Raw genomic sequence first — 24277 nt, forward strand, 5'->3', positions numbered from 1 at the left:
GGGGTGGAGCAGCTCGGTAGCTCGCTGGGCTCATAACCCAGAGGTCGCAGGTTCAAATCCTGTCCCCGCTACTAAAGACCGAAGGCCCGGATCCAGAAATGGATCCGGGCCTTCGGTGTTTTCCGGCTGTTGCCTCGCCCGACGAGGCCCTCACCCGGTCGGCCCACAGCGGTCGCCCCGCGCCGCCGCTCCGGGAAACCTGGATGAGCGTGGTCATGGATCTGGTCCTGGGCGCGGAATTCGGCAGGAGAAGACCGGTGGGGAAGCGAGGAGGAAGCGGCGGGGGTGGCCCCGAGGCTCCCGACGTCCGGCATGAGCGGGCGCTCGTGCGGGCCCTTCCCATGCTCCTGATCGTCGCCGGGGTGGTCTACGACCTCTCGACCCCGCCCGCGTTCACCGCCGCGCCCCTCTTCACCGCCGCCCCGCTCATCGCGGCCCCCTTCTACTCCTTGCTCAACACCTCCCTCATCGGCGCCTGCTCCTGCGCGGCCGTGCTCGCCCTGCACTTCAAGACCACCGTCGCCACCGACGTCGAAGCCGTCACCGAGCTGCTCACGGTGGCGACCGTCGCCGTGCTCGCCGTCGTCATCAACCGCGTCCAGCGCCGCAGCGACAAACAGCTCGCCTCCGCCCGCTCCATCTCCGAGGCCGCCCAGCGCGCCGTACTGCCGCAGCCGGATCCCCGGATCGGCGGGCTCGATGTCGCGGCGCGGTACGAGGCCGCGGACGCCGACGCCTTCATCGGGGGTGACCTGTACGCCGTGCAGGACACCCCGCACGGCGTGCGCGTCATCGTCGGCGACGTACGAGGCAAGGGCATGGGCGCGGTGGCGGCCGTGGCCGTCGTCATCGGGGCGTTCCGGGAGGCCGCCGAGCAGGAGGCCACGCTGGAGGCGGTGGCCCAGCGTCTTGAGCGTGCCCTCGCGCGTGAGGGCACCCGGCGTGACGGGCTCGACGCCTTCGAAGGGTTCACCACCGCCGTCCTCGCGGAGATCCCGCACGGCGACGGTCGCGTACGCCTCGTCAACCGCGGGCACCCGGGCCCGCTGCTCCTGCGCGGCGACGGACGGTTGTGCGCCCTGTCCGCCAAAGAGCCCGCGCTGCCGCTCGGGATGGGGGACCTGGGCGTGTGGCCGGACCGTGCGGACGAGACGGAGTTCCCGCCGGGGTCGATGCTGCTGCTCTACACCGACGGGCTCTCCGAGGCGCGTGACGGCCGCGGCGAGTTCTACGACCCGGCGGCCCGGCTCGGCGGCCGCAGCTTCCCCGGCCCCAACGGCCCGGACGCGCTCCTTGCCACGCTCACCGAAGAGGTGCGGCGCCACACCGGGGGCGGGACGACCGACGACATGGCGCTGCTCGCCGTGCGGCGGCCGCTCGCGACGGGCGACGCGGGGAACGGTGGGGGCGTCGATGTCACCGGCCGTGACTGAAGGACACCACTCCGCATAACAACTGACGTACTGTCAAGGAAGTGTGAAGCTCCGGTGTGTGAAGAAGTGGCGTCAACTCGCCCCGTTCCAGACCGGCGTGTCCCGTTAAGTACGGGCCAGAGGCGTTAACGATCAGCCGGAACGGCTTGGAATACGGCCCCGCTGTCTATTAACGTTCGATAACGCAGCGCGGTCGTCCCAGCCGTCACTCGAGTCGGCTCCGCGCGCACGCGCCTAATCCCGAAAGGGAGCCGGGGAACCACTAATTGGGGTGAATCGGGCATCCGTGCATTCGTGCCGGTTGTTCGTAGGAGACCTTCCTGCTCCGAACCCGTCAGCTAACCCGGTAGGCGAGAAGGAAGGAAAGGAGTGCGCCCCAGTGGCGTCCAATCGCCCTGCCCCCCAAGGCGCGTACGTACCGAAGGACAACGATTTCGGTGGGTACGAAGATGAGTCTTCCTGGGAGGAATGGAATCCCACCGAGGAGTCCATCCGTCCCGTCCGCGGCAGGCACCGCGTCCACAAGCGGGGCGGCGGCGGGCTCGCCCGCAGCTCCACCGTTCTCGGCGTAGGCGTCATCGCCGCCGTCGGCGCGGGCGGCATCGCCACCGCGCAGGGCGGCAAGCCCCCGGTGGCCATCGAGATGCCGGACCTGTCGGCCGTCACGGACTCGCTGCCGGAGGCCAAGTCGCTTCCGGGCGTGGGGTCCTTGATATCCGACGACTCCTCCGACGCCGGCTCCGCCGACAACGGAGTGACGGTCGCCGCCGCGCCGCTGAGCGCCGCCGGGGTCAGCACCACCGACGCCGAGCAGGGCACCACGGACGCGGGCGAGGCACTGCGGGCCCGCATCATGGAGCAGGCAGAGAACCAGCAGGACCAGGCGGACGACGCGGTCCAGAAGGCGGCCGAAGAAGCCGCCGTCAAGCAGGCCGCCGAACAGGCCGCCGCCAAGCAGACCGCGGCCGAGAAGAAGATCGCCGCCGAGAAGGCAGCCGCGAAGAAGAAGGCCGAGGCCAAGGCCAAGGCCAAGGCCGAGGCGGAGCGCCTGGCCAAGCTCGCGAAGAGCTACACCCTCCCCGTCGCCTCGTACACGCTCACCGGCACCTTCGGTCAGCCCGGCTCCATGTGGTCCTCCGGCTACCACACCGGCCTGGACTTCGCGGCGCCGACGGGCACGCCCATCAAGGCCGTCCACTCCGGCACCATCAAGGAGGCCGGCTGGGCGGGGGCGTACGGCTACCGCACGATCCTGGAGCTCGACGACGGCACCGAGGTGTGGTTCTGCCACCAGTCCTCGATGAACGTCAGCGCGGGCCAGAAGGTCACCACGGGCGAGACCATCGGCCGCGTCGGCGCGACCGGCAACGTCACCGGCGCCCACCTCCACATGGAGGTCCACCCGGGCGGCGATTCCACCGGGGTCGACCCGGCGGCGTGGCTGCGTGGCAAGGGCCAGTCGCTCTGAGGATCTGAGGGTCTTCAGACAGCCCCAGTAACCCCGGCGGTCCTGGCGACAACCCCCCGACGTCAGGGCTGCCGGTTCGGCGTGCCTGGTCGGCGTGTCTGGTCGGCGTGCTGTTCACGGACTGGAATCGCCGTCCCGTTGTACGGAATTCCGCGGTCCGCAAGGGCGTTGAGCCCCGTATGACTTCTCTCCGTACCCTTGGCTCGTCCGACCTCGAGGTCTTCCCGCTCGCACTCGGCGGCAACGTCTTCGGCTGGACGGCCGACGAGGCGCAGTCCTTCACCGTGCTCGACGCCTACACCGCCGCCGGCGGCAACTTCATCGACACCGCCGACGTCTACTCGGCCTGGGTGCCCGGCAACAAGGGCGGCGAGTCCGAGACGGTCATCGGCAACTGGCTCGCCGCGCGCGGCAACCGCTCCGACGTCGTGCTCGCCACCAAGGTCGGCTCCCACCCCGACCACAAGGGCCTGTCCGCGAACACCATCAAGTCCGGTGCCGAGGAGTCGCTGCGCCGTCTGCGCACCGACTACATCGACCTCTACTACACGCACTTCGACGACCCGGCCGTCCCGGTCGAGGAGATCATCGGCGCGCTCGACGAGCTGGTCACGTCCGGCAAGGTCCGCGCCATCGCCGCGTCGAACCTGACCGCCGAGCGGCTCCAGGAGTCCCTGGACTTCTCCGACCGCGAGGGCCTCGCGCGCTACTCGGTCCTCCAGCCGCACTACAACCTCGTCTCGCGCGACACGTACGAGGGCACGCTGGAGCAGGTCGCCTCGCGCTCGGGCCTGGCCGCCGTCCCGTACTACGCGCTCGCCTCCGGCTTCCTCACCGGAAAGTACCGCCCCGGCGCGCGGGTCGACAGCGCACGGGCGCAGGGCGCGGGCAAGCACCTGGAGACCGACCGCGGCCTGCGGGTGCTCGCCGCACTCGACGAGGTCGCCAAGGCGCGCGGCGCCGAGGCGGCGACCGTGGCCCTCGCGTGGCTCGCGGCGCAGCCGACGGTGGCGGCGCCGATCGCGTCGGCCCGTACGGTCGAGCAGCTGCCGGCGCTGCTCGCGGTGGGGGAGTTCGAGCTGACGGAGGCCGAGGTGTCGGCGCTGACCAAGGCTTCCGCCTAGCCGCGGTAGGGGTTGTACGCGGGGTAGGGCATCGCCGGTCGGGCGTACGGATATCCGTACGGCTGAGGCTGAGGCTGCTGGTATGGGTGGGGCTGCGGGTATCCGTACGGCAGGGGCACAGCCGCGACCACGGGAGCCGTCGCGCGTGCCGCGTACGCGAGTGCGGGCCGTGCCGCTTCGCGGCGCTCCCACAGCAAGTGCAGCAACTCCCGCTCCCGCAGGACGAAGTCGGCGCCCGCGCGGCCCTTGCGCCCGCGGTGCCGCAGGAGCGCGAGGGACGTCGCGTACGTCTCGTACTCCGCGACCGCGCGCGCCGCGGCCTTGCCCTGGGTGTACGAGGCGTAGTCGCGGGCCAGCGTACGGGCGCGCATCGTGCCGAGCGCGTACGGCTCGGGTGCGGTGAGCCAGCCCGCGAGCGCGTACGCGGGCAGTTCGGTCTGCACGATGCGCAGGCCGCGCTGTCTGAGCCAGATCACCAGCCAGGTGAGCAGGCCGAAGGAGGGCAGCATGAAGACCGCGTACACGGTGAAGAAGCCGTAGTCCCCGAAGCTCGCCGAGCCGTTCCACAGGGCGTGCAGGCCCATCGCCAGGAGGAGCCCGCCGATCGGGAGCAGCGCGCGGCGCCAGTGCTGCCGGTCGGTGCTGAGCGCGGCGATGCCGAAGCCGATGCCGGTGAGCACGGTGAAGAGGGGGTGCGCGAAGGGCGACATCACGACGCGTACGAAGAAGGTCGCGGCCGTCAGGGACGTGAACCCGGCGCCGCCGTTGAGCTGGTCGGTGCCGAAGGCGCTGCCGAGATAGAGGATGTTCTCGGTGAACGCGAACCCGGTGGCGGTCACTCCGGCGATCACCACGCCGTCGACGATGCCGGTGAACTCGCGTCTGCGGAAGAGGAAGACGAGCAGTACGGCCGCGGCTTTCGCGCTCTCCTCGACGATCGGCGCTATGACGGTGGCGCCGAGGGTGTCGGCGCTGGTGGGGTCGGCCGTGGCGGTGGCTATCCAGCGGGTCGCGAAGCTGTTGGCGACGATCGCTATGAGGGCGGCGGCGCAGGCTCCCCAGGCGAAGGCGAAGAGGAGGTTCCGCCAGGGGCCGGGCTGGACCCGCTGCAGCCAGCGGAAGGCGGCCACCAGGAGCGGCACGGGTAGTGTCGCGAGGCCGAGCCCGACCAGGAAGCCTTCGGTGCCGGTCTGCTCCCGGACCAGGGCCAGGATCACCAGGCCGGACAGGGCGAGCAGCGTGACCAGGGCAGCCGCGCGTATCGCCCGCCGCTGCCACCAGCGCGCGTGCCGCAGGCCGGCGGGCCCGGGATGCCCGGCAGGGGGCATCGGGTGCGGGTGCGGAGAACGGGTGGCCACTCGTTGACCCTAACGAGGGACGGGGGCGGGCCGCGACGGTGCCTCGGGCCGGTGGCTGGATGTGCCTCAGACTTCCTGGCCGGATGTGCGGCGGAAGAGCAGGTCGTGGACCATGTGTCCCTTGTCCAGGCCCTGGCCCTCGAAGCGGGTGAGGGGACGGAAGGACGGGCGGGGTGCGTACCCGCCGTCGGCCTGCGTGTTCTCGAAGGCGGGGTGCGCGGTGAGCACCTCGAGCATCTGCTCGGCGTACGGCTCCCAGTCGGTCGCGCAGTGCAGCACGGCGCCGGGCTTGAGGCGGGGCGCGGCGAGGTCCAGGAAGTCGGGCTGGATGATGCGGCGCTTGTGGTGGCGGGCCTTGGGCCAGGGGTCGGGGAAGTAGACGCGGAGGCCGTCGAGGGAGGCGGGCGGGAGCATTTCGCGGAGCAGGATGACGGCGTCGCCGTTCGCGACGCGGATGTTGGTGAGTTCGTTCCGCTCGGCGAGGCCGAGGAGATTTCCCTGGCCCGGGGTGTGCACGTCCACGGCCAGGATGCCGGTGTCCGGGTCGTCCGCTGCCATCTGGGCGGTGGCCTCGCCCATGCCGAAGCCGATCTCCAGTACGACGGGGTGGTCGGCGCCGAACAGCTCGGCGAGGTCGAGGGTGCGCTGCCCGTCGATGTCCAGGCCCCACTTGGGCCACAGCCGCTGGAGCGCGTCCGCTTGGCCTGCGGTGACGCGGCTCCTGCGGGGCTGGAAGCTGCGGATCCTCCGCTCGAAGTGTGACCCTGCGGGGTCGGGCGAGGGCCCGTCCGGGAAGCGGGGCTGGCCCTTCGGGCGGGGGGCTTGGGGGCGCTCGGGGGCGGCGTTCGACTCAGGCACAGTGGGGGCGATTTTAATCCCCAACCCCGCCCCTTCCCGAAAACCCGCTCTTGCGCGGGGGCCTCGGGCGCCGTCATCATCGGCTCCGCCGAGTTCGTCCTCAGACGCCGGACGGGCTGGAAATCCAGCCCGTCCGGCGTTTAAGGACATCTTTGGGGGGCCAGGGGCGGAGCCCCTTGGTTTCAGGAAGGGGTGGGACTGGGGGTCGCCCCGCAGGGACCGCCCTACAGAACCGCCAGCACCCGCCGGGCCACAGCCCTCCCGATGGGGAGAGAAGCCGTCGCCGCAGGCGAAGGCGCGTTCAGGACGTGCACCGCACGCTCGCCCTCCCGGATGAGGAAGTCATCCACCAGCGACCCGTCCCGCAGCACGGCCTGCGCCCGCACCCCCGCAGCCGCAGGCAGAAGATCATCCTCGGTCACCGCGGGCAGCAGCCTCCGCACCGCCGCCGTGAACGCCCCCTTGGAAAGGGAGCGCCGAAGCTCCCCCGCCCCATATCGCCAGTGCCGCCCGGCCATCCGCCAGGCCCCCGGCCACGCCACCGTCCCCGCGACCTCCAGAGGCCGCACCACACCCCACCCGTACCCCTCGCGGGCCAGGGCCGGCACCGCATTGGGCCCCACATGGACCCCGCCCCCGATGCCCCGCGTCAGATGCACCCCCAGGAAGGGGAAGGCCGGATCCGGCACCGGATACACCAGGCCCCGCACCAGATCGGGCCGCGCCAGGTCGAAGTACTCCCCGCGGAAGGGGATGATCCGCATTCCGGGGTCGTCCCCGGCCAGCATCGCCACCCGGTCGCACTGCAGCCCCGCGCAGTTGACCAGGACCTTTCCCCGCACCACGGAGCCGTCGGCCGTGCGGACGGCCACCCCGAGCGCCGCGCGCCGGTCGATGCGGACGACCTCCGTTCCGTACCGGACATCCGCCCCCGAGGCTTCCGCCAGGCGCTCCGCCACCGAGCCGTAGTCACAGATCCCCGTCGTCCCGACCTGGATCGCGGCGAGGCCCCGCACCTCCGGTTCGTACTCGGCGATCTGCGCGGGGCCCAGCTCCCGCACCGGAATGCCGTTCTCCCGGCCGCGCTGCACGAGGGCGTGCAGGCGGGGCAGCTCGGAGCGCTCCGTGGCGACGATCAGCTTGCCGGTGACCTCGTGCGCGATGCCGTACTCCGCGCAGAACTTGACCATCTCGGCGGCGCCCCGCACCGCGTACCGCGCTTTGAGGGAGCCGGGGCGGTAGTAGATCCCGCTGTGGATCACTCCGCTGTTGCGTCCCGTCTGGTGCCTGGCGGGTCCTGCCTCCTTCTCCAGGACGGTGACCCGCGTCCCCGGCGCGGCGCGCGTGATGGCATACGCCGTCGACAGACCGACGATCCCGCCGCCGATCACCAGCACATCGCAGTCGTACGCCACGGCCCGGACCATCCCGCATCACCTCCCACCCCGATAGTGCACTGCGCCACTGACAACGCCCTCAAACCCGGCGAGGACCACAGGGTTACAGGGTGGGTAAATGCTGTTGGCGTTCCGGCGCTGCATGAGCGATGCATGGGGGAGGGACTACGCGGGAGCCACGAGCAGCGGCCGCGCCCGCTCCCGCAGCTCCACCACGCGTGGCTCGTCGCCGTACGGCTCCAGGCGGTGCAGCAGGTCCTTCACGTACTCCGTGGTCCGCGCGGACGAGATGCGTCCGGCGACCTCCAGGGCGCGCGTGCCCTGCTCGCAGGCCGCGTCCAGGTTCCCCGACTCCAGCTCGGCGACCGCTGAGACCACGAGCCGCAGGCCGTGCGAGCGCACGAACTCCTCCGTCGGCCGCGAGAGCGCCTGCTCCGTGAAGCGCCGCACCTGGCGGGGGGCCTTCAGGTCGCGGTAGCACTCGGCGGCATCCGCCGCGAAGCGGTCGTATCCGTAGAAACCCAGCCACGACGGGTCGTTGTCGCCGTCCCTGGCCCGCTCCAGCCACCCCTCGGCCGCCCGGAGCGCGGCTCCGGCCGCCTGTGCGTCATTGGCGCGCGCGTGTGCGCGTGCCTCGACGAGGCGGAAGAAGCTCATCGTGCGCGCGGTGGCCAGACCGCGGTTGCGCTCCAGGGCCGCCTGCGCGAGGTCGACGCCCTCGTCGCCGAAGCCGCGGTAGGTCGCCTGGAGGGACATGGAGGCCAGGACGTACCCCCCTAAGGGGACGTCGGCCGCCGCGCGGGCCAGGCGCAGGGCCTGGATGTAGTAGCGCTGGGCCGCTTCCTGCTGGCCCGTGTCGAAGGCCATCCACCCGGCGAGGCGCGTCAGTTCGGCCGATGCCCCGAAGAGCGAGCGGCCCACCTCGTCCGAGTACGAACCGAGCAGCAGGGGCGCGGCCTCGACCCGCAGGCACTCCGGGACCATCGACGAACGCCAGTCGCCGCCCCCGTACTTGGAGTCCCAGCGCCGGGCGTCCTCGGCCGCCTCCCGCAGCTTCACCACGTCACTGTGGCCGACCTTCATCGGGTGCCCGGCGTCTTCGGAGTGGCCCAACTCGCGGGGCTCGTCCAGGACGACGTCACGGGCGACCGAGCTGTCGGCCGGGGTTATCAGCCAGCGGGACGCCGGTGTCGCGTACGCGCTCACGGCGAAGGAGCCGGCCAGGGACTGCCAGATGCCGCCGCTGCCCGCGCGCCTGCCCGCCAGATCGAGGCGGTAGAGCTCGGTCGCCGACTTGACCGCGGCGCCCACGTCGCGCGGGAAGGCCAGGCCCACCTCGGGCGCGGGATCGGCGTCCGCGAGCCCGATCTCGTGCAGCGGCACGGGGCGGCCGAGCTTCTGCCCGATGGCCGCCGCGATGAGGTGCGGCGCGGCGCCCTGCGGCACCATGCCCTTGGACACCCAGCGGGCCACCGATGTCTTGTCGTATCGAAGCGTCAACCCGCGTTGAGCGCCAAGGTCGTTGACCCTGCGCGCGAGTCCCGCATTGCTGATTCCCGCGAGGGCGAGAACGGTGCCGAGTTTTTCGTTCGGCCCGCGTTGCTCCCTGGACATGCGCCACCCCTCGACACAGACGGCTGCCGCGATGGCTTGACCGCGCGGCATGCGTGCTGCGTTCCCCCAGGGACAGCGGCGTCCGCGACTACGACCGCCGTGGCCCGGAACCTCGGCCGCAAGAGCATTTGGCCGAGCCCCCAGGTATATGCCTCCGCGAAAACATCAGCACACACAGCGTAGTTCGCCGAATCCCAAGCGTTAAGAGGCGTAGTTCCGTATGGCGAGATTGTTGCCGGTAGGGATGAGGGGGAGCGGCGGGGCGTGCTCCGGGTGTGTGGCCGTGCGCCTGCGTGTGCGCTCTTCACCGGCCATAAGGGGAGCGCTTCCATGGACGGTGCGTGGGTCGGCCCGCTGCGCTGGAGTCAGCGGGCTGGGGGACACCGCCGCCTTCATCCCCGCGGGCGGCGGACCGGTCCGGGGGGCGAACACCGCCTCCCGGACTGTGTGTTGCCATTTACGGTTCCGTCACGCGAGCGCCATCCGATGAATTGGCCGAAATTCGCCGCTCCGAAGTCCGGCCCGATGCGCCCCCACACAAGGGGAGGGGCGTTGTTGCGCTCTTCAAGTACCGCTCCCTCCATGCGGATTAAGGGGAGCGCGAGCACCCCCGTAGCCACTCCCGCGCGCCTCCTTCGTGGCAGCATGGGACCCCAGTTCTTCGATGCACTGGTTGTCCACAGCCTGTGGAGGCAACGATGCGGTGGTTGGTGGGGTGGAGCAGCACTGCCGTGAAGTCCTCGGTGGTGGGCTCGGCCGGGGCCACCGGTGAGAACGGCGAGACCGTTCATCCCGTGGGATCCCAACTCCTCTGGGGCGACCCGGATCCGCTGTGGGCGGTGGGTGACTGGCGCGCCGACGAGGTGCGCACCGTGCAGGCCGACGAGCAGACGCGCATTGCCGTCCTCGGCACCTGCGGTGCGAGCGACGAGGAGCTCAGGGTCGGCCTGTTCGCGGCCCGCGGCGGCGCCCTGCGGCACCTGACCGCGTGGTCCGGCAGCTACACCGCGGTCGTCCAGATCGGCCGCCGCGTCATGGTCGCGGGCGACCTCGCGGGCGCACGCCCCGTCTTCTACACCCCCTGGGCCTCCGGCACGGCCTTCGCGACGGCCGCGCTGCCCCTCGCCGACCTCATCGAGGCGCACTTGGACATCGGCCACCTCGCGGCGCTGCTCGCCGCGCCCGACGTGCCGGAGGCGCTGCAGGACTCGACCCCCTACCAGGGCGTGCGGCGCGTGCCCCCGGGGCACGCCCTCATCCTGCGCGCGGGCGCACGGGAGATCGCCGGGTACGAACACGTGGCGTCCCTCGCGGTCGCCGCGCCCGCCGCCGACGCGTCCACCGCGGTGGACGGCGTACGTGACGCGCTCGTGGAGGCCGTACGCGCCCGGCTCGGCGCCCCGCGGCACGTCCCAGGAGCGTCGGAGGCCGACCCCGGTCCCGTGCCCGGCATGGGCCCCGCCGAGCGGCGCGCGGCCCGCGGGATGCCGGTGCCCGGCATCGGCGCCGACCTCTCCGGAGGGCCCGCGTCCGGCACCCTCGCGCTGCTTGCGGCGGGCCTCCCGGGGATGCCCGGCACGGTCCTCGGCCACGGAACGGGCGCCGGGGAGCGGCTCCTTGCCGTCACCTTCAACGACCTCGCGGTCAACGGCCGTGAGGCCGAGCTGGAGCGGGCAGGCGTCATCGCGGCCAATCCCCGCCTGCACCACGTAGTGGTCGCCGCGGGTGAAGAGGCCCTTCCCTACGCGGACTTGGACGGCCCTCTGACGGACGAGCCGAGCTCGTCCCTCGTCATGGCCCAGCGCCACCGCGCGCGGCTCTCCTCGGGCAGCGCGGACCACTTCACGGGGTACGGCGCCCGGCAGGTCCTGGACGCGCATCCGGCGCGCCTCGCCGACCTCCTGATGGACCGCAGGCGGCGCCATCTGGTGCGTCCCGTCGCCGCGTTGGCGAAGGCAGACGGCTCCGCGGGCTCCGTCATGGTCCCCGCGCGCGTGTACGGCGCCGCGCGCAAGCTCTCCCGGATGTCCTACCGCGCGGGCGTCGACTCGCTCGCCGACCGTCTCCTCCAGCGCCGCTTCGACGAGCCGGGCGGGGCCGTGGGGGCGTCGATGGCCGCCCTGGCCTGGGCGAGACCGGGGCCCGCGGCGCGGTGGCTGACCGGCGAGGCCCTTGCTGAAGTATCGGTTCGCCTCCAGGACACGACCGGGCGCCCCGGCGCGGGACCAGGCCAACGCCCCGGCGAATTCCGCGCTCGCGCGGCGCTCGCCCGGCACGCGGCGGACCTGCGTGTCCTGGAACAGGCGGCCGAGGTCCGCTTCCAGCGCCTGCACGCGCCCTTCCTGGACAACCAGGTGGTCCGCGCCTGCCGCGCGCTCCCCGTCGCCCTGCGCGTGCAGCCAGGGGCGCGCGCGTCGATCCTTCGTACGGTCCTCGAAGGCGCCGGAGTGGCCGAACTGCCGCCCGGCTGGGGCGCTCCGTCCCACGCGTCGTCCGCGGCGGCGGCCCGTACAGGCCTTCGGGTGGCGGTGGAGGACCTCCTTGCCCTCTTCGACACGCCCTTGCTCGCGCAGGCGGGCCTGGTCGAGGCCCGCGTGGTCCGCAAGGCGCTGCGCGCGGCCGCGGAGGGCGAGCCGCTGCCGCTGGACGGTTTGGCCGACCTGGTCTCCACGGAGCTGTGGTTGCGCCGCCTGCTCTCCCGCAGGGGGACGTGCTGGACCGGCACTCCCGCGCGGCAGAGGGCGGTCCCTACGGGGAGCGTCGTGCCGCAGAGAGGGGCGTTGGGGGCCGGGAGGTAGCCCCGCGTGCGTGGGCCCGGCCGACCGTGTGCGTCGGCCCGCCGACGGGGCGAGCGCCGGGAGCCGCGGCGCCGCGCCGGGTCGGGAAGCGAAACCCTCGCGACTCGACCCATCCGACCGGCGAGAATGACCCCGTGCGGTACAGAATCCTGGGCGCCACCGAGGCGTACGACGAACAAGGGGTGCCCCTGCCCGTAGGGGGTCGGCGGCTGCGCGCCCTCCTCGCCACCCTCGCCCTGCGCGCGGGCCGCACCGTCTCCGTGGAGACGCTCATCGCAGAGGTGTGGGCGCAGGACGAGGCCGCGCCCACCGACGCTCCCGCCGCCCTCCAGGCCCTGATCGGCCGCCTGCGCCGCGCCCTCGGCAAGGACGCCATCGCCTCGGCCCCCGGCGGCTACCGCCTCACCACCGCCCCGGCGGACATCGATCTGCACCGCTTCGAACGCCTCGTACGCGAGGGGAAGGCGGCCCTTGACCGCCACGACCCGGCGACAGCCGCCCGCACGCTGCGCGAGGCGCTCGCCCTGTGGCGCGGGCCCGCGCTCGCCGATCTGCCCGACCGCAGCGCGGCGGCCCGCCCGGAAGCGCTGCACGCCGAGGCGACCCGCGCGCGGGTGGAGGCGGACCTGCTCCTTGGACACGCCTCCGACGTCGTACCGGAACTGAGAGAGTTCACCGCCGCGCAGCCGTACGACGAGACGCTGCACGCCCTGCTGATCCGCGCCCTGCGGGACGCGGGCCGCGGCGCCGACGCGCTCGCCGCCTACGAGGACGCGCGCCGCACGCTCGCGGACGGCCTCGGCGCGGACCCGGGTCGGGAACTGCGCGCGCTGCACGCAGAGTTGCTGGATCCGTCCGGGGCGGCCCCGCTGCCGGGCGGGAGGCCTCAGCGGCCTCAGCGACCGGATGGGCCTCAGCGACCGGATGGGCCGGAGCGCCCCGAGCGGTCGGAGCCCCACGAACAGCCGGTCCGCCACGGACAGCCGGACCGCCCCGAACGGCCGGAGCGGCCGGAGCGGCCGGAGCGGCCAGGGAATCTGCGCCCCCGTCTGACCAGTTTTGTCGGGCGGGAACCCGAACTCGCGGCCATCCGTTCAGACATCAGACGAGCCCGCCTGGTCACCCTCACCGGCCCCGGCGGCTCCGGCAAGACCCGCCTCGCCGAGGAAGCCGCCGCCGGGCATCCGCAGGCATGGCTGGCCGAGCTCGCCCCGCTCGACCGCCCCGACGCGGTCCCGGGAGCCGTCGTCAGCGCCCTCGGTCTGCGCGAGACCGCGCTGATGACCAGCGAGCTGTCGGTGCAGCAGGACGACCCGGTCGCCCTGCTCGTCGAGTACTGCGCCCCGCGCAGCCTGCTCCTGCTCCTTGACAACTGCGAGCACGTCATCGGCGCCGCGGCCGAGCTCGCCCAGACCCTCCTCACGCACTGCCCGGACCTCACGGTCATCGCCACGAGCCGTGAATCCCTGGGAGTGCCCGGCGAGTTCGTACGCCCCGTGGAGCCCCTGCCGCCCGATCCGGCGCACCGCCTCTTCACCGAGCGCGCCACGGCCGTGCGCCCGGACTTCGACCCCGGGGAGGACGCCGAGGCCGTCGCCGAGATCTGCCGACGCCTCGACGGCCTCCCGCTCGCCATCGAACTGGCCGCGGCCCGCCTGCGCCTGCTCACGCCCCGGCAGATCGCCGACCGCCTGGACGACCGGTTCCGCCTCCTCACCAGCGGCAGCCGTACGGTCCTGCCCCGCCAGCAGACCCTGCGTGCGGTCGTCGACTGGTCCTGGGACCTGCTCGACGAGCCGGAGCGGACCGTGCTGCGTGAGGTGTCCGTCTTCGCGGGCGGCTGGGACATCGAGGGGGCGGAGGCGGTCTGCACCGGGCCCGCCGCCGACCTCATCGGCGCCCTCGTGGACAAGTCCCTGCTCATCGCCGAACCGACGGCCGGCGGCGCCATGCGCTACCGCATGCTGGAGACCATCCACGAGTACGCCTCCGAGCGCGCCGCAGAGACTCCGGAGCTGCGCACCGCCGCGGGCCACCGCCACATCGCGTACGTCCGCGCCCTGGTCGAAGAGGCCGAGCCCCTGCTCCGCTCGGCGGACCAACTCCCGTGGATCCGGCGCCTGGAGGCGGAGTTCGACAACATCCGCGCGGCTCTGCAGCGCGCCATCGAGGCCTCCGAGGGCGAGGACGCCCTGGCCATCGCCCTGGGGGTGGGCTGGTTCTGGTCCATGCGGAACTACCGCAGAGAGGGCGCGGAGTGGGTCGCGCGCCTTCTGCGCCTGGCGCCGCCGCTGCCGCCCGACGGGCCCGACGGCATCCCCGAGGACACGGGCGAGCCGCTCCACTGGTCTTGGATGAGCCTGCGGCTGTTGCACTTCTTCCTGGTGGCGGAGTCCAGGCCGATGGAGGCCATCGCCGACGAGGACGACCGCGCCTATCTCAGGCGGCTGCGGGATGCCTTCGCACAACCGGTCCCGGCGGCGGCCCGTTTCCCCGGACTGATCTGGCCGTTCACCACGTACTTCCTGGACGGCCCCGACGCGGCAGGACCCGGCCTCGACGACGTGGTCGCCAACTGCCGTCGGTACGGCGGCGACTGGGAGATCGGCGTCAGCCTGATGTTCCGTACGCACCAGGCCGTCGACGCCCCGGGCAATCTGTCCGGTGTCGACGAGGACCTGGCGGAGCTGCGCGAGCTGAGCAGACGCGCGGGCGACCGCTGGATGCGCGCCCAGGTGTCCAGCGCGGCGGGCGAGGCCGCGATGGCGCGCTGTCTGCACGACGAAGCACGCGTCGAGTACGACGAAGCGCTGCGCCTCGCCTACGAAGTGGGCGCCTACGCAGAGACGCCCTTCCTGATCGTCCGCCTGGCCGAGATCGCGTACCGCGAGGGCGACCGCGACCTGGCGGCGAAGGCCCTGCACGAGGCAGGCATCGAGGCCGACCGGTACGGCGTGGGGGACTCGCGCGCGTTCATGCGGATGGTGCAGGCGCAGATGGCCCTTGACGACGGTGAAGTCGACAAGGCCCGTGCCTTGTTCGAGGAGGCCCGGACCGACGCCGAGCACGGCACGCCGCCGCCGCAGTTCATCGCGGGGCTCCAGGGCCTGGAGGCCAAGGTCGTGGCCGCCGAGTCCGGCCCGGAGCAGGCTCTGCCGCTGCTCGCCGACGGCCTGCGGACGGCCCTGGCCAGCCGGTGCGCGGAGTTGGTCATCGCGTCGCTCGTGGAGAACGGAGCCACCCTGGTGAGCAGGCTCGGCGACCACCCCCGCGCGGCCCGCCTGCTCGCCTTCGGCACCCGACTGCGCAGCGGCAACCCGCGCCCGATGCCGGAACTGGCCGACGCCGAGGAGGTCGAGAGCGCGGCGCTCGCCTCGCTCGGCGAAAGCCGGTACGGGACCGAGCGCGCGGCGGGCGCCGAACTCACGGCGGACGAGGCCATGGCCGAGCTGAGCTGACCCGGCCGAACTGAGCTGACCCAGCCGAGCCGCCCCCTGTGGCGGGACGCGCTCTACGTACAGCGGAAGCGCGACTGCGCCCAGTCCGCGAGCGCTGCCGTGTCGAACGGCGAGTGCGGCTCGACGACCAGGCGGATCGTCTTGCGCCCGGTCAGGTTCACCTGCACCGGCACCGCCGGATCCCCGCCCTTGATCAGCGGTGACCGCCACAGCCGCGCGCCGTCCCCGAACACCGAGAACCGCACCTTGCCGAGGCCCATCGTCAGGTCGTCGACACCGACGACGGCGTCGTACGACGAGCACTCGCGGTTCAGGTCGATGGTGACGGAGGACTTGCCATGGACGGTCACGCCGTGGCCGTACTGCTTGTCCGCGATGGACAGACCGCTCCGCTGCCAGACCCAGCTGCTCTCGCCGAGCCGCATCTCGGGCTTGGAGCCGTCACCGACGACGCCGTACTGCAGCTCGCTCCACTGGTAGACCGTCGGGGCGGGCGGCGGCGGAGGCGGCGGCTTGGGCTTCGGCTTGGACGGTGTCGGAGTGGGCGTCGGCTTCGGCTCCGGGGCCGGCGGCTCGGGCTTCGGTGTGGGCGTCGGGGTCGGCTTCGGCTCGGGAGCCGGCTTCGGTGGAGGCTCCGGTTTCGGCTCGGCGGCCGGCGGCTCGGGCTTCGGTTTCGGGGGCGGCGGCTTGCTCGGCACGACGGGCTCGGCGGCCGGTGGCTTCTCGGCGCTCGGCAGGTCCTTGGGTTTGTCCCCGCCCGCGGTGAGGGCCAGGGCCACAGCGGCCGCCGCGGCGACGACCACACCCGCGGCGATACCTGCCTTCGCGGGCGCCCCGAGCCCCTCGGCCGCGGCACCGCCGCCCGCCGCGCCACCGGACGTTCCTCCGCTCGCCGCTGCCGCGCCCGCCGCACCGGCGCCCGCGGCACCCGCGGCGCCACCGCCGACGAGGGCGGCCACCTTCGCGTAACCGGCGGCACCGAACCAGCCGATGACCGCGATCGGCACGACCCCGGGAATGCCGCTGGCGACTTCCTTGATCTGGCCCGCGGCCAGGCGGCACTTGGCGCACTCCTCCAAGTGCTTGCGCAGACCGCGCTCGGCCCGGGTGCGCAGACTGCCGCGTGCGTAGGCGCCGAGCCGGTCGGCGTACCGGGCGCATTCCTCGTCCGCGGTGAGCGTGGTGCTCACATGTGCCTGGAGATATGCCTCCTTCAGGCCCTCGCGGGCCCGCTTGGCGAGCACCCGGGTGCCGTTGGCGTCGAGCCCGAAGAGCGTGGCGACGTCACTCGGGGACTCGTCCTCGACCTCCGTGTGCCACAGCACGGCCTGCCAGCGCTCCGGAAGGCTCCGGAACGCCTGCATGGCCATGGACTGCTCGGCCTCGTGCATCGCGCGCACGTCCGCGCCCAGGTCGAGTGTGTCGTCGTCGGAGACCTCGGAGCTGCGTGATGCCTGCGCCGCGAACACCGCGAAGTCCTCGACCAGCTGCTCCCGCTTCGCCGACTTCGTCCACCCGGCGGCGACACGGCGCACCGTGGTGAGCAGGTAGGCACGCACCGCGTACTCGGGTCCGCTGCCGCCTCGCACCGCCTGCAGCATCCGCGCGAAGACCTCGGCCGTGAGGTCGTCGGCGGTGTGCGCGTCCCGGCAGCAGGTGCGGGCGTAACGCCGGACGGCTTCGGCGTGCCTTCGGTACAGCTCTTCGTACGCGGTGTCGTCGCCCGCCCGCATGCGGGTGATCAAGTCGCTGTCGGCCGCCGGTCCTGGTCCGTCCCCTGGAACAGGACCGGGAACGGGAACAGGAACGGGAACGGCACGCTGAGACGGAACACTGGGATCCGGGCCGTCTGGATTGTCTGGACCGCCCGGACCGCCGGTGAATTCGGGTCCGCCCTGGCTCGGCACCTGCCGAGAAGGCAGTCCCGCAGCCTCCTCACCCAATGCGGAGGACGACTCGTCCCGCCCGTCACCACTCATCGCGGAAGCCCCCGCTTGCACACTCAGACCCGGCCATCCGGGAAAGAGTGCCATACGGCCGTGCCGCGTTGGACGGAGATGGCAGGCAACCACCCTTCCGGGGCGACTTCCCGTATTCGAGCACTACCGTTCACCCATTCGGGGAAGGCTCAACCACCGTGTCTGCAAGCGGAGTTGAGCCGCTCCCCGTGTCGGCTCAGGCAGTGGGGCGCGACCGGAGCCCCTCGAGCAGGATGTCGAGCAACCGCGAGGAGGCCGCCGCCTGCTGCGCCGCGTCCGGCAGCGAGGGCGCCGCCGTGGCTATCACCAGGAGCACATCCGCCACGGTCACGTCCGCGCGCAGCTGGCCCGCCGCACGCGCCCGCTCCACGAGGCGCCCGACGACGTCCAGGAGCGCGAGCGCCCCCGGGTCGACAGCCGCCGATTCCTCGGCCGGAGCCGAGCGCTGCTCGACGAGCCGCAGTTCGGGTCCCGCCGGAGCCGCCTGCCGCTGCTGCGGCACGCGCGTCTCGTCGTCCCGTGCGCCCGCGTCCTGTGCGCCCGCGTCCTCGTCCGCGACGCCCACCCGCAGCACCTGCGGCGGCAGGAGCCGCCCCGCGCCCGATGCGACCGACGTCCGCAGGAAGCGCGAGAGCGCCGACCACGGTTCGTCCTCCTGACCGAGCGCCGAACGCGCCTGGTCGGTCAGCCGGGAGGTCTCCTCCTCGGCTATGCGCCGCACCAGCACGTCCTTGCTGGGGAAGCGGCGGTAGACCGTGCCGACGCCGACCCGTGCGCGCCGGGCGACGTCCTCCATCGGCGCGCCGTAACCCAGCTCGCCGAAGACCTCCCGCGCCGCGCGAAGGACATGCTCGAGATTGCGCTGTGCGTCCACACGCAGCGGCGTCGAACGCGGTCCGTCCCCCATGTCGCGTCCGTTCCCGCTGGTGGCGATGGCTGCTGCCGACGCCGCGCTGGAAGTCCAGTGAGTTTCCTGAATATGCATACGCGTTCCCCCGGTAATGGCGTCTCCCCCCGGAGACACTCCCCGCCATTGACTACCGAAGTGTGAGGAGCAAGCCCGATTCCCGGGTCCCGTAGCTGGACCCGACGAGCGCATCCCCCGACACCCCGACGACACACGAACATAGTTGAGCCAGAGTCAATTCAGAAGAGGCGGGTTCCGCACGGAGCGCCCCCCGATCGGAGTACGCACCGATTCCGACCCGATTGCACCCCCTGGCCCACCCCCTCTTCCCCCCGCTGACCTGCGCACCTTCCGTCTGCCTGCCCGCGGCCCCGACGGCGTGCCGCGCGCCGCGGCCGGTCACACAAATTGCCGAGGCTGTGGACAAACTCCAGAGCTGGGTGCGTCATGGGATGGTGAAGGAACCTGTGCGCATTCTCGTTGTGGGCGGCGGCTACGTCGGCATGTACACCGCGCTGCGCCTCCAGCGGAAGCTGAAGCCGGAGCTGAAGCGGGGCGAAGCGGAGATCGTGGTGGTGACGCCCGATCCGTATATGACCTACCAGCCATTCCTGCCCGAAGCCGCGGCCGGCTCCATTTCACCGCGCCACGTCGTCGTACCGCTCCGCCGCGTCCTGGACAGATGCCGGATCGTCATCGGCGAGATCAAGACGGTCGACCACGCCAAGCGCACCGCGTCCTTCACCACGCTCGCCACCGCGGACGAGGGATCGGGTGCCGTCGAGATCGCGTACGACGAGATCGTGATGGCCCCCGGCTCCATCTCGCGCACCCTGCCCGTGCCGGGCCTCGCAGAGCACGGCGTCGGCTTCAAGACCGTCGAAGAGGCCATCGGCCTGCGCAACCACGTCATCGAGCAGATGGACATCGCCTCGTCGACACGCGACCCGGCGGTTCGCGACGCGGCCCTCACCTTCGTCTTCGTGGGCGGCGGCTACGCGGGAGTCGAGGCGCTCGGCGAGCTGGAGGACATGGCCCGCTACGCCTCGCGGTACTACCACAACGTCAAGGCCGAGGACATGAAGTGGATCCTCGTCGAGGCCTCCGGGCGGATCCTCCCCGAGGTCGGCGAGGAGATGGGCAAGTACACGGTCCGTGAGCTGCGGCGCCGCAACATCGACGTACGCCTGGAGACCCGTCTCGACTCGTGCGAGGACCGGGTAGCAGTCCTGAGCGACGGCTCGCGCTTCCCCACCCGCACGGTCGTGTGGACCGCGGGCGTCAAACCGCACCCCGTGCTCGCCGCGACCGACCTGCCCCTGAACGAACGCGGCCGCCTCGACTGCACCGCCCAGCTGACCGTGGACGGCGTCACGCACGCGTGGGGCGCGGGAGACGCGGCAGCCGTCCCCGACGTCACCGCGGACGAACCAGGCAAGGAGTGCGCCCCCAACGCCCAGCACGCCGTACGCCAGGCCAGGACGCTCGGCGACAACATCGCCGCGTCCCTGCGCGAACAGCCCCTCAAGGAATACACGCACAAATACGTGGGCTCCGTGGCGTCCCTGGGGCTGCACAAAGGCGTCGCACATGTCTACGGACGGAAGCTGAAGGGCTACCCTGCCTGGTTCATGCACCGCGTCTACCACCTCAGCCGCGTGCCCACCGTCAACCGCAAGTCCCGGGTGCTCTCCGAATGGGTCCTGTCGGGCCTGTTCAAACGCGAGATCGTCTCCCTGGGGTCGCTCGAGCACCCGCGTGCGGAGTTCGAACTCGCGGCCGGGGGCAGAAGCCCGAAGGAGTCCTCCTGACCGGAGGCAGGAACTCCCCGCGTGACACCGGCGTCTGACGGATGTCAGTCCGGTCGGCCAGACTGTTCGTGTGACCATGGGCGGGCCAGGACCGCCGGAAATCCCCGCCCGATCCAGAAGCGACATCACGAGGCCTACCGCAGTGAACTTCACGCGCTGGAGCGCCCGGCTCCCCGGAACGCAGCGCCGCGCCGCGGCGCGCACCGACCTGGGGATCTCCCCGCCACAGCGACCCGAAAGCTCCGTCCCTGCGGCCCGCGCCGAGGGGGTCCAGGAGGGCACGACCCTCACCCCCGCAGCCGGCGTCGACGAACTGCCCACCCGTGAGGTGCTCGACCGCATTCCGGCCCTCGTCGCCCTGGTGCACGGCCCCGAGCACCGCATCGCGTACGTGAACGACGCGTACGCCACCGCATTCGGCGAGCGCCCCGTGGACGAACCCGCCCGTGACGCGCTGCCCGAGCTCGAGGAGCTGGGCCTGCTGCCGCTCCTCGACCAGGTCCTGCGCAGCTCCAAGCCGCGCACGGTCAAGTCCCGCAAGGCGCCGAGCGGCCGGTCGTACACGTTCACCTGCACCCCCGTGACGCTCCCCGTGAGCGGATCCGCCGAGGGGCTCAAGGACGACGGAGTCCTGGTCTTCGCCGCCGACGTCACCGACCACGCGGAGGCCGCCGAGCGGCTGCGCGCCAGCGAGCGCACCCAGCGCGAGACGGCGGTCACGCTGCAACGCTCGCTCCTGCCCCAGGAGTTGGAGCAGCCGGACGACCTGCGCATCGCCGCCACGTACCAACCAGGCGGCACGGAGGCCGCGGTCGGCGGTGACTGGTACGACGTGATCACCCTCGGCGGCGGCCGCACAGCCCTGGTCATCGGCGATGTCATGGGGCGCGGCGTCCGCGCGGCGGCCGTCATGGGCCAGCTCCGCACGGCCGTGCGTGCCTACGCCCGCCTCGACCTTCCCCCGCACGAGGTCCTGCAGCTCCTGGACGGCCTCGCCGCGGAGATCGACGCCAGCCAGATCGCCACCATGGTCTACGCGGTGCACGACCCGAACGAAGGCAGCCTCGTGTATGCCTCCGCCGGGCACCTGCCCATCCTCGTACGGGACGAGGGCGGCACGATCCACCGCGCGGAGGAGCCCACGGGCCCGCCGCTCGGCACCGGCGGCTGGCTGCACACCTCGGGCTCGGTCCCGCTTGGCCCCGGCTCGACCGCCGTCCTTTACACGGACGGCCTGGTCGAGCGGCGCAGCGAGGACATCGACGAAGGCGTCGCCGCGCTGGAGCGCGCCCTCGCGGGCGCCACCGGCACACCCCAGGTGGTGTGCGACCGCCTGATCCGCGCCCTGGGAGTGACGGCCGACCACGACGACGACGTGGCGGTCCTCGTCCTCCAGCACCCCGCACGCAAGGGCCTGGACGCCGAGCTGTTCCGGAACGCCGCCCTGGAGCTGCTCGGTGGCGTGGAAGCGGCGCCACGCGCGCGTGCCTTCGCGACCGGCGTCCTCGCCAGCTGGCGTTTCCCGCCCGAACTGCACGACCTGGGAGTCCTCGCGGCCAGCGAACTGGTGGCGAACTCCCTCCAGCACGGCACGCCCCCCATGAGGCTCCGCCTACGTCGCACGGACCGCCGCCTGATCATCGAGGTCACGGACGGCGACGACCACTTGCCGCGCCGCCGCCGTGCCGAGCCCGCGGACGAGGCGGGACGCGGCATCGCCATCGTCGCCACGATCGCCTCGAACTGGGGCTCACGGCGCACACCGGGCGGCGGCAAGGCGGTCTGGTGCGAGTTCGCGCTCCCGCGCGGCTAGTGCCTAGGAGCCGGCGGGCAGAGGCTCCGCGGACTCGGACTCCGGAGCGCCCTGAGCGACGACCCGGCTCTTCGCCACGTACGGCTGGTTCTGCAGCGGAGTGAGCTGCCGCCCGAGCCGCACGGCGAGCACCGTGATGCCGAGCGAGAACAGCAGGAACGTCACGATGTAAGGCCCGTGCAGCGCGGCACCCATGGGGCCACCGACCGCGGGCCCCACGGCGAGCGCCAGCTGTTTCACCAGGGCGAAGGCCGAGTTGTACTGACCGACCATCCCGGCCGGCGCCAGATCGGCGACCAGCGGCGCTACGGTCGGCGACAGCATCGCCTCACCGAGCCCGAAGAGGGCGTACGTGGAGATGAACGCGGCGGTCGCCATGGCCTGGCTGCCGTGCCCGAGCCCCGCGTACCCGGCCGCGAGCCACGCAATGGCCCAGATGAGACCGACGGCGGCGATCACCCGGGACCGCTTGCGCCGCTCGACGAACTTCAGGACGGCGAACTGCGCGATGACGATCACTGCCGTGTTGGCGGCGAGCGCGATGCCCAGCGTCGACGGTGAGATCCCGGCCGCCTCCACGCCGTACGCGGACAGGCCCGACTCGAACTGTCCGTAGCAGGCGAAGAAGAGCACGAAGCCGAGCACGCACAGCTGCACCATCGCCTTGTGCCGGAGCAGCGCCCGCAGACCGCTCTGCGGCGCGGACCCGTCCTTGGGCACGGAGTCCTGGATGGACGGCGCGTGCGGCAGCCGCACGGTGACGACGATCGCGGCGAGCACCAGGAACATCACGGCCTCGATGGAGAACAGCGTGATGAAGCTGCTCGGGTCGTGCTCATCGACGATCTGACCGCCGATGAGGCCACCGATACCGAGCCCCAGGTTCTGCAGGAAGAACTGCATCGCGAAGGCACGCGTGCGCGTGGTGGGCGTCGAGCACCAGACGATCATCGTGGCGAGCGCCGGCTGCATCACCGCGGTGCCCGCACCGAGGAGCGCGGCCGAGACGATCGCCGTCGCCTCACTGCTCGCGAAGCCCAGGGCGAGGGCGCCCACGGAGGCGGTCAGCGCGGCTCCCATGAGTACGGGGAGCGGGCCGCGGCGGTCGATGACGCGCCCGGTGACGGGCAGGACGATCAGCGCGGCCATGGCAAACGCGGCGAGCACGATGCCCGCCGTACCGGCCCCCAGATCCCGCACCTGCGCCACGTAGACGTAGAGGAACGGAACCGTGAACCCGATGCCGAACGCGCTCAGCGCGCTGCCTACCTGAATACGACGCATCGCTGCGCCCATCGCCCTGGTCACTTTCACCTGCCTTAGGAGTTAGAAGTGAAGACTTCGAAGCTAAAGTTAGAGCCTAAACAATACACACAGAAGAACTTCAACGCCAAGTAGGGCCGTGCCATACTGCGGGCCATGGGTGACACTCCCGGCCCCAACGAGCCGACTCTCGAAGAGCAGATCGCCGCCTACCAGCGGGAGTTTCAGGACCTCGACCCCCAGGTCGAGGAGATCGTCTCGGCCCTCGGCCGCCTCAACCGGCGGATGAGCGTGGCCTACGGACGGCAGACCGCGACCCTCGGCATCAGCAACGCCGAGTGGGAGGTCCTCAAGGCACTCGTCCTCTCCGGCGCCCCGTACCAAATGGGCCCCGGCGAGCTGGCCAAAGGACTCGGCCTCACCCCGGCGGCCATGACCCACCGCATCGACCGCATGGTGACGGAGGGGCTGGTCACCAGGGACCGGGACGAGAACAACCGCGTGCGGGTGATCGTCGAGCTCACCGCGGAGGGCCGCGAGAAGTGGCTGGAGGCGATGCGCCTGGCCACGGTCTTCGAGGAGGACCTCCTCCAGGACCTGTCGCAGGAGGAGCGCGGCGCGCTCGGGGAAGTACTGACACGTCTTCTGCGTCGGGTCGAGCACGCCCAGCCGGACGCGGGCGGACGCCTCACGGACCTGGACTGAGAGCCCGACCTCGGGCGTTTGACAGTCACCTGGCCGATCCGTAAGGTTCTTCGGGTTGCCACGGAGCCGTAACGGTTCTGCGACAGCACCTCCCGCCGCTGAGACGCGGCAAACAAACTCTGCACGACATCCCACCGGGAACCATTTCGGCATGCCCGAATTGAATTCCAGGACTCGATTATGAGTCACCGGGAAGAACCGCTAGAGTTTGGGACGTCGGAACGGCCCAACAGCCGGGAAGACAAAGCCCGCTGACTGGGAATCAGGCCCGAAAGGATCTGGTAGAGTCGG

At 72.0% G+C, this 24277-nt stretch carries 15 protein-coding genes and 1 riboswitch; of the genes, 8 read left to right on the forward strand and 7 right to left on the reverse strand.

The features are described 5' to 3' along the window. Positions 1-215 precede the first annotated feature (215 nt). The 3 genes from AC5P1C_RS41890 (at position 216) to AC5P1C_RS41900 (ending at position 4025) form a co-directional block, all read left to right on the forward strand. Positions 216-1433, forward strand: coding sequence for a PP2C family protein-serine/threonine phosphatase (locus AC5P1C_RS41890; RefSeq protein WP_493871272.1), 1218 nt, complete (start codon positions 216-218; stop codon positions 1431-1433). Between the two features lie 221 nt (positions 1434-1654). After that, positions 1655-1801, forward strand: a riboswitch (cyclic di-AMP (ydaO/yuaA leader). Positions 1802-1812: 11 nt separating this feature from the next. Then, positions 1813-2901 carry a M23 family metallopeptidase gene (locus AC5P1C_RS41895; RefSeq protein ID WP_493871259.1) on the forward strand — a complete coding sequence of 363 codons (1089 nt, stop codon included), beginning with the start codon at positions 1813-1815 and terminating at the stop codon, positions 2899-2901. Between the two features lie 179 nt (positions 2902-3080). Beyond that, complete coding sequence (locus tag AC5P1C_RS41900) at positions 3081-4025, forward strand: aldo/keto reductase (RefSeq protein WP_493871260.1); 945 nt, start codon at positions 3081-3083, stop codon at positions 4023-4025. On the opposite strand, the gene AC5P1C_RS41905 is transcribed toward AC5P1C_RS41900, so the two are convergent. From AC5P1C_RS41905 to AC5P1C_RS41920, 4 genes are all read right to left on the reverse strand, one after another. Next, complete coding sequence (locus tag AC5P1C_RS41905) at positions 4022-5353, reverse strand: PrsW family intramembrane metalloprotease (protein WP_493871273.1); 1332 nt, start codon at positions 5351-5353, stop codon at positions 4022-4024. The two genes, AC5P1C_RS41900 and AC5P1C_RS41905, sit on opposite strands and share 4 nt — an antisense overlap. A 96-nt stretch (positions 5354-5449) precedes the next feature. Continuing rightward, positions 5450-6241, reverse strand: coding sequence for a tRNA (guanosine(46)-N7)-methyltransferase TrmB (gene trmB, locus AC5P1C_RS41910; RefSeq protein WP_493871261.1), 792 nt, complete (start codon positions 6239-6241; stop codon positions 5450-5452). 224 nt (positions 6242-6465) lie between these two features. Then, a complete protein-coding gene (gene lhgO, locus AC5P1C_RS41915) occupies positions 6466-7668 on the reverse strand; it encodes an L-2-hydroxyglutarate oxidase (RefSeq protein ID WP_493871262.1) in 1203 nt (400 codons plus the stop codon). A gap of 135 nt (positions 7669-7803) precedes the next feature. Next, positions 7804-9252 carry an NsdA family TPR-like regulatory protein gene (locus tag AC5P1C_RS41920; RefSeq protein ID WP_493871263.1) on the reverse strand — a complete coding sequence of 483 codons (1449 nt, stop codon included), beginning with the start codon at positions 9250-9252 and terminating at the stop codon, positions 7804-7806. 698 nt (positions 9253-9950) lie between these two features. Here AC5P1C_RS41920 and AC5P1C_RS41925 point away from each other — a divergent pair. Together AC5P1C_RS41925 and AC5P1C_RS41930 are read left to right on the forward strand one after the other, a co-directional pair. Further along, positions 9951-12050 (forward strand): asparagine synthase-related protein, encoded by a 2100-nt coding sequence (locus tag AC5P1C_RS41925; protein WP_493871264.1) that lies wholly within the window; start codon positions 9951-9953, stop codon positions 12048-12050. Positions 12051-12184: 134 nt separating this feature from the next. Next, on the forward strand, positions 12185-15508 hold the full coding sequence (locus AC5P1C_RS41930; RefSeq protein WP_493871265.1) for an AfsR/SARP family transcriptional regulator: 3324 nt from the start codon (positions 12185-12187) through the stop codon (positions 15506-15508). A 53-nt stretch (positions 15509-15561) separates the two neighbouring features. Here AC5P1C_RS41930 and AC5P1C_RS41935 read toward each other — a convergent pair whose 3' ends face one another. Then, positions 15562-17487 carry a sigma-70 family RNA polymerase sigma factor gene (locus AC5P1C_RS41935; RefSeq protein ID WP_493871266.1) on the reverse strand — a complete coding sequence of 642 codons (1926 nt, stop codon included), beginning with the start codon at positions 17485-17487 and terminating at the stop codon, positions 15562-15564. Positions 17488-17683: 196 nt separating this feature from the next. Beyond that, positions 17684-18472: a TetR/AcrR family transcriptional regulator gene (locus tag AC5P1C_RS41940; RefSeq protein WP_493871267.1), complete on the reverse strand. Its 789-nt coding sequence runs from the start codon at positions 18470-18472 to the stop codon at positions 17684-17686. 374 nt (positions 18473-18846) lie between these two features. Between AC5P1C_RS41940 and AC5P1C_RS41945 the strand changes: the two genes are divergently transcribed. Both AC5P1C_RS41945 and AC5P1C_RS41950 read left to right on the forward strand, forming a co-directional pair. Continuing rightward, positions 18847-20205 carry an NAD(P)/FAD-dependent oxidoreductase gene (locus AC5P1C_RS41945; protein WP_493871268.1) on the forward strand — a complete coding sequence of 453 codons (1359 nt, stop codon included), beginning with the start codon at positions 18847-18849 and terminating at the stop codon, positions 20203-20205. Positions 20206-20347: 142 nt separating this feature from the next. Then, positions 20348-22018, forward strand: coding sequence for an ATP-binding SpoIIE family protein phosphatase (locus AC5P1C_RS41950; protein ID WP_493871269.1), 1671 nt, complete (start codon positions 20348-20350; stop codon positions 22016-22018). Between the two features lie 3 nt (positions 22019-22021). Here the strand turns inward: AC5P1C_RS41950 and AC5P1C_RS41955 are convergent, their stop codons facing one another. Further along, positions 22022-23314 (reverse strand): MDR family MFS transporter, encoded by a 1293-nt coding sequence (locus AC5P1C_RS41955; protein WP_493871270.1) that lies wholly within the window; start codon positions 23312-23314, stop codon positions 22022-22024. 123 nt (positions 23315-23437) lie between these two features. Between AC5P1C_RS41955 and AC5P1C_RS41960 the strand changes: the two genes are divergently transcribed. Continuing rightward, positions 23438-23986 carry a MarR family winged helix-turn-helix transcriptional regulator gene (locus tag AC5P1C_RS41960; RefSeq protein WP_493871271.1) on the forward strand — a complete coding sequence of 183 codons (549 nt, stop codon included), beginning with the start codon at positions 23438-23440 and terminating at the stop codon, positions 23984-23986. Positions 23987-24277 lie beyond the last annotated feature (291 nt).

It is taken from the genome of Streptomyces sp. A18 (assembly GCF_059026065.1).

Bases quoted from the DNA above. Each gene is read 5' to 3' on its own strand.
- AC5P1C_RS41940 (WP_493871267.1), bottom strand. From the start codon at position 18,472: ATGCATATTCAGGAAACTCACTGGACTTCCAGCGCGGCGTCGGCAGCA.
- AC5P1C_RS41900 (WP_493871260.1), top strand. From the start codon at position 3,081: ATGACTTCTCTCCGTACCCTTGGCTCGTCCGACCTCGAGGTCTTCCCG.
- AC5P1C_RS41945 (WP_493871268.1), top strand. From the start codon at position 18,847: ATGGTGAAGGAACCTGTGCGCATTCTCGTTGTGGGCGGCGGCTACGTC.
- AC5P1C_RS41920 (WP_493871263.1), bottom strand. From the start codon at position 9,252: ATGTCCAGGGAGCAACGCGGGCCGAACGAAAAACTCGGCACCGTTCTC.
- AC5P1C_RS41935 (WP_493871266.1), bottom strand. From the start codon at position 17,487: ATGAGTGGTGACGGGCGGGACGAGTCGTCCTCCGCATTGGGTGAGGAG.
- AC5P1C_RS41905 (WP_493871273.1), bottom strand. From the start codon at position 5,353: ATGCCCCCTGCCGGGCATCCCGGGCCCGCCGGCCTGCGGCACGCGCGC.
- AC5P1C_RS41890 (WP_493871272.1), top strand. From the start codon at position 216: ATGGATCTGGTCCTGGGCGCGGAATTCGGCAGGAGAAGACCGGTGGGG.
- AC5P1C_RS41955 (WP_493871270.1), bottom strand. From the start codon at position 23,314: ATGGGCGCAGCGATGCGTCGTATTCAGGTAGGCAGCGCGCTGAGCGCG.
- lhgO (WP_493871262.1), bottom strand. From the start codon at position 7,668: ATGGTCCGGGCCGTGGCGTACGACTGCGATGTGCTGGTGATCGGCGGC.
- AC5P1C_RS41925 (WP_493871264.1), top strand. From the start codon at position 9,951: ATGCGGTGGTTGGTGGGGTGGAGCAGCACTGCCGTGAAGTCCTCGGTG.
- AC5P1C_RS41960 (WP_493871271.1), top strand. From the start codon at position 23,438: ATGGGTGACACTCCCGGCCCCAACGAGCCGACTCTCGAAGAGCAGATC.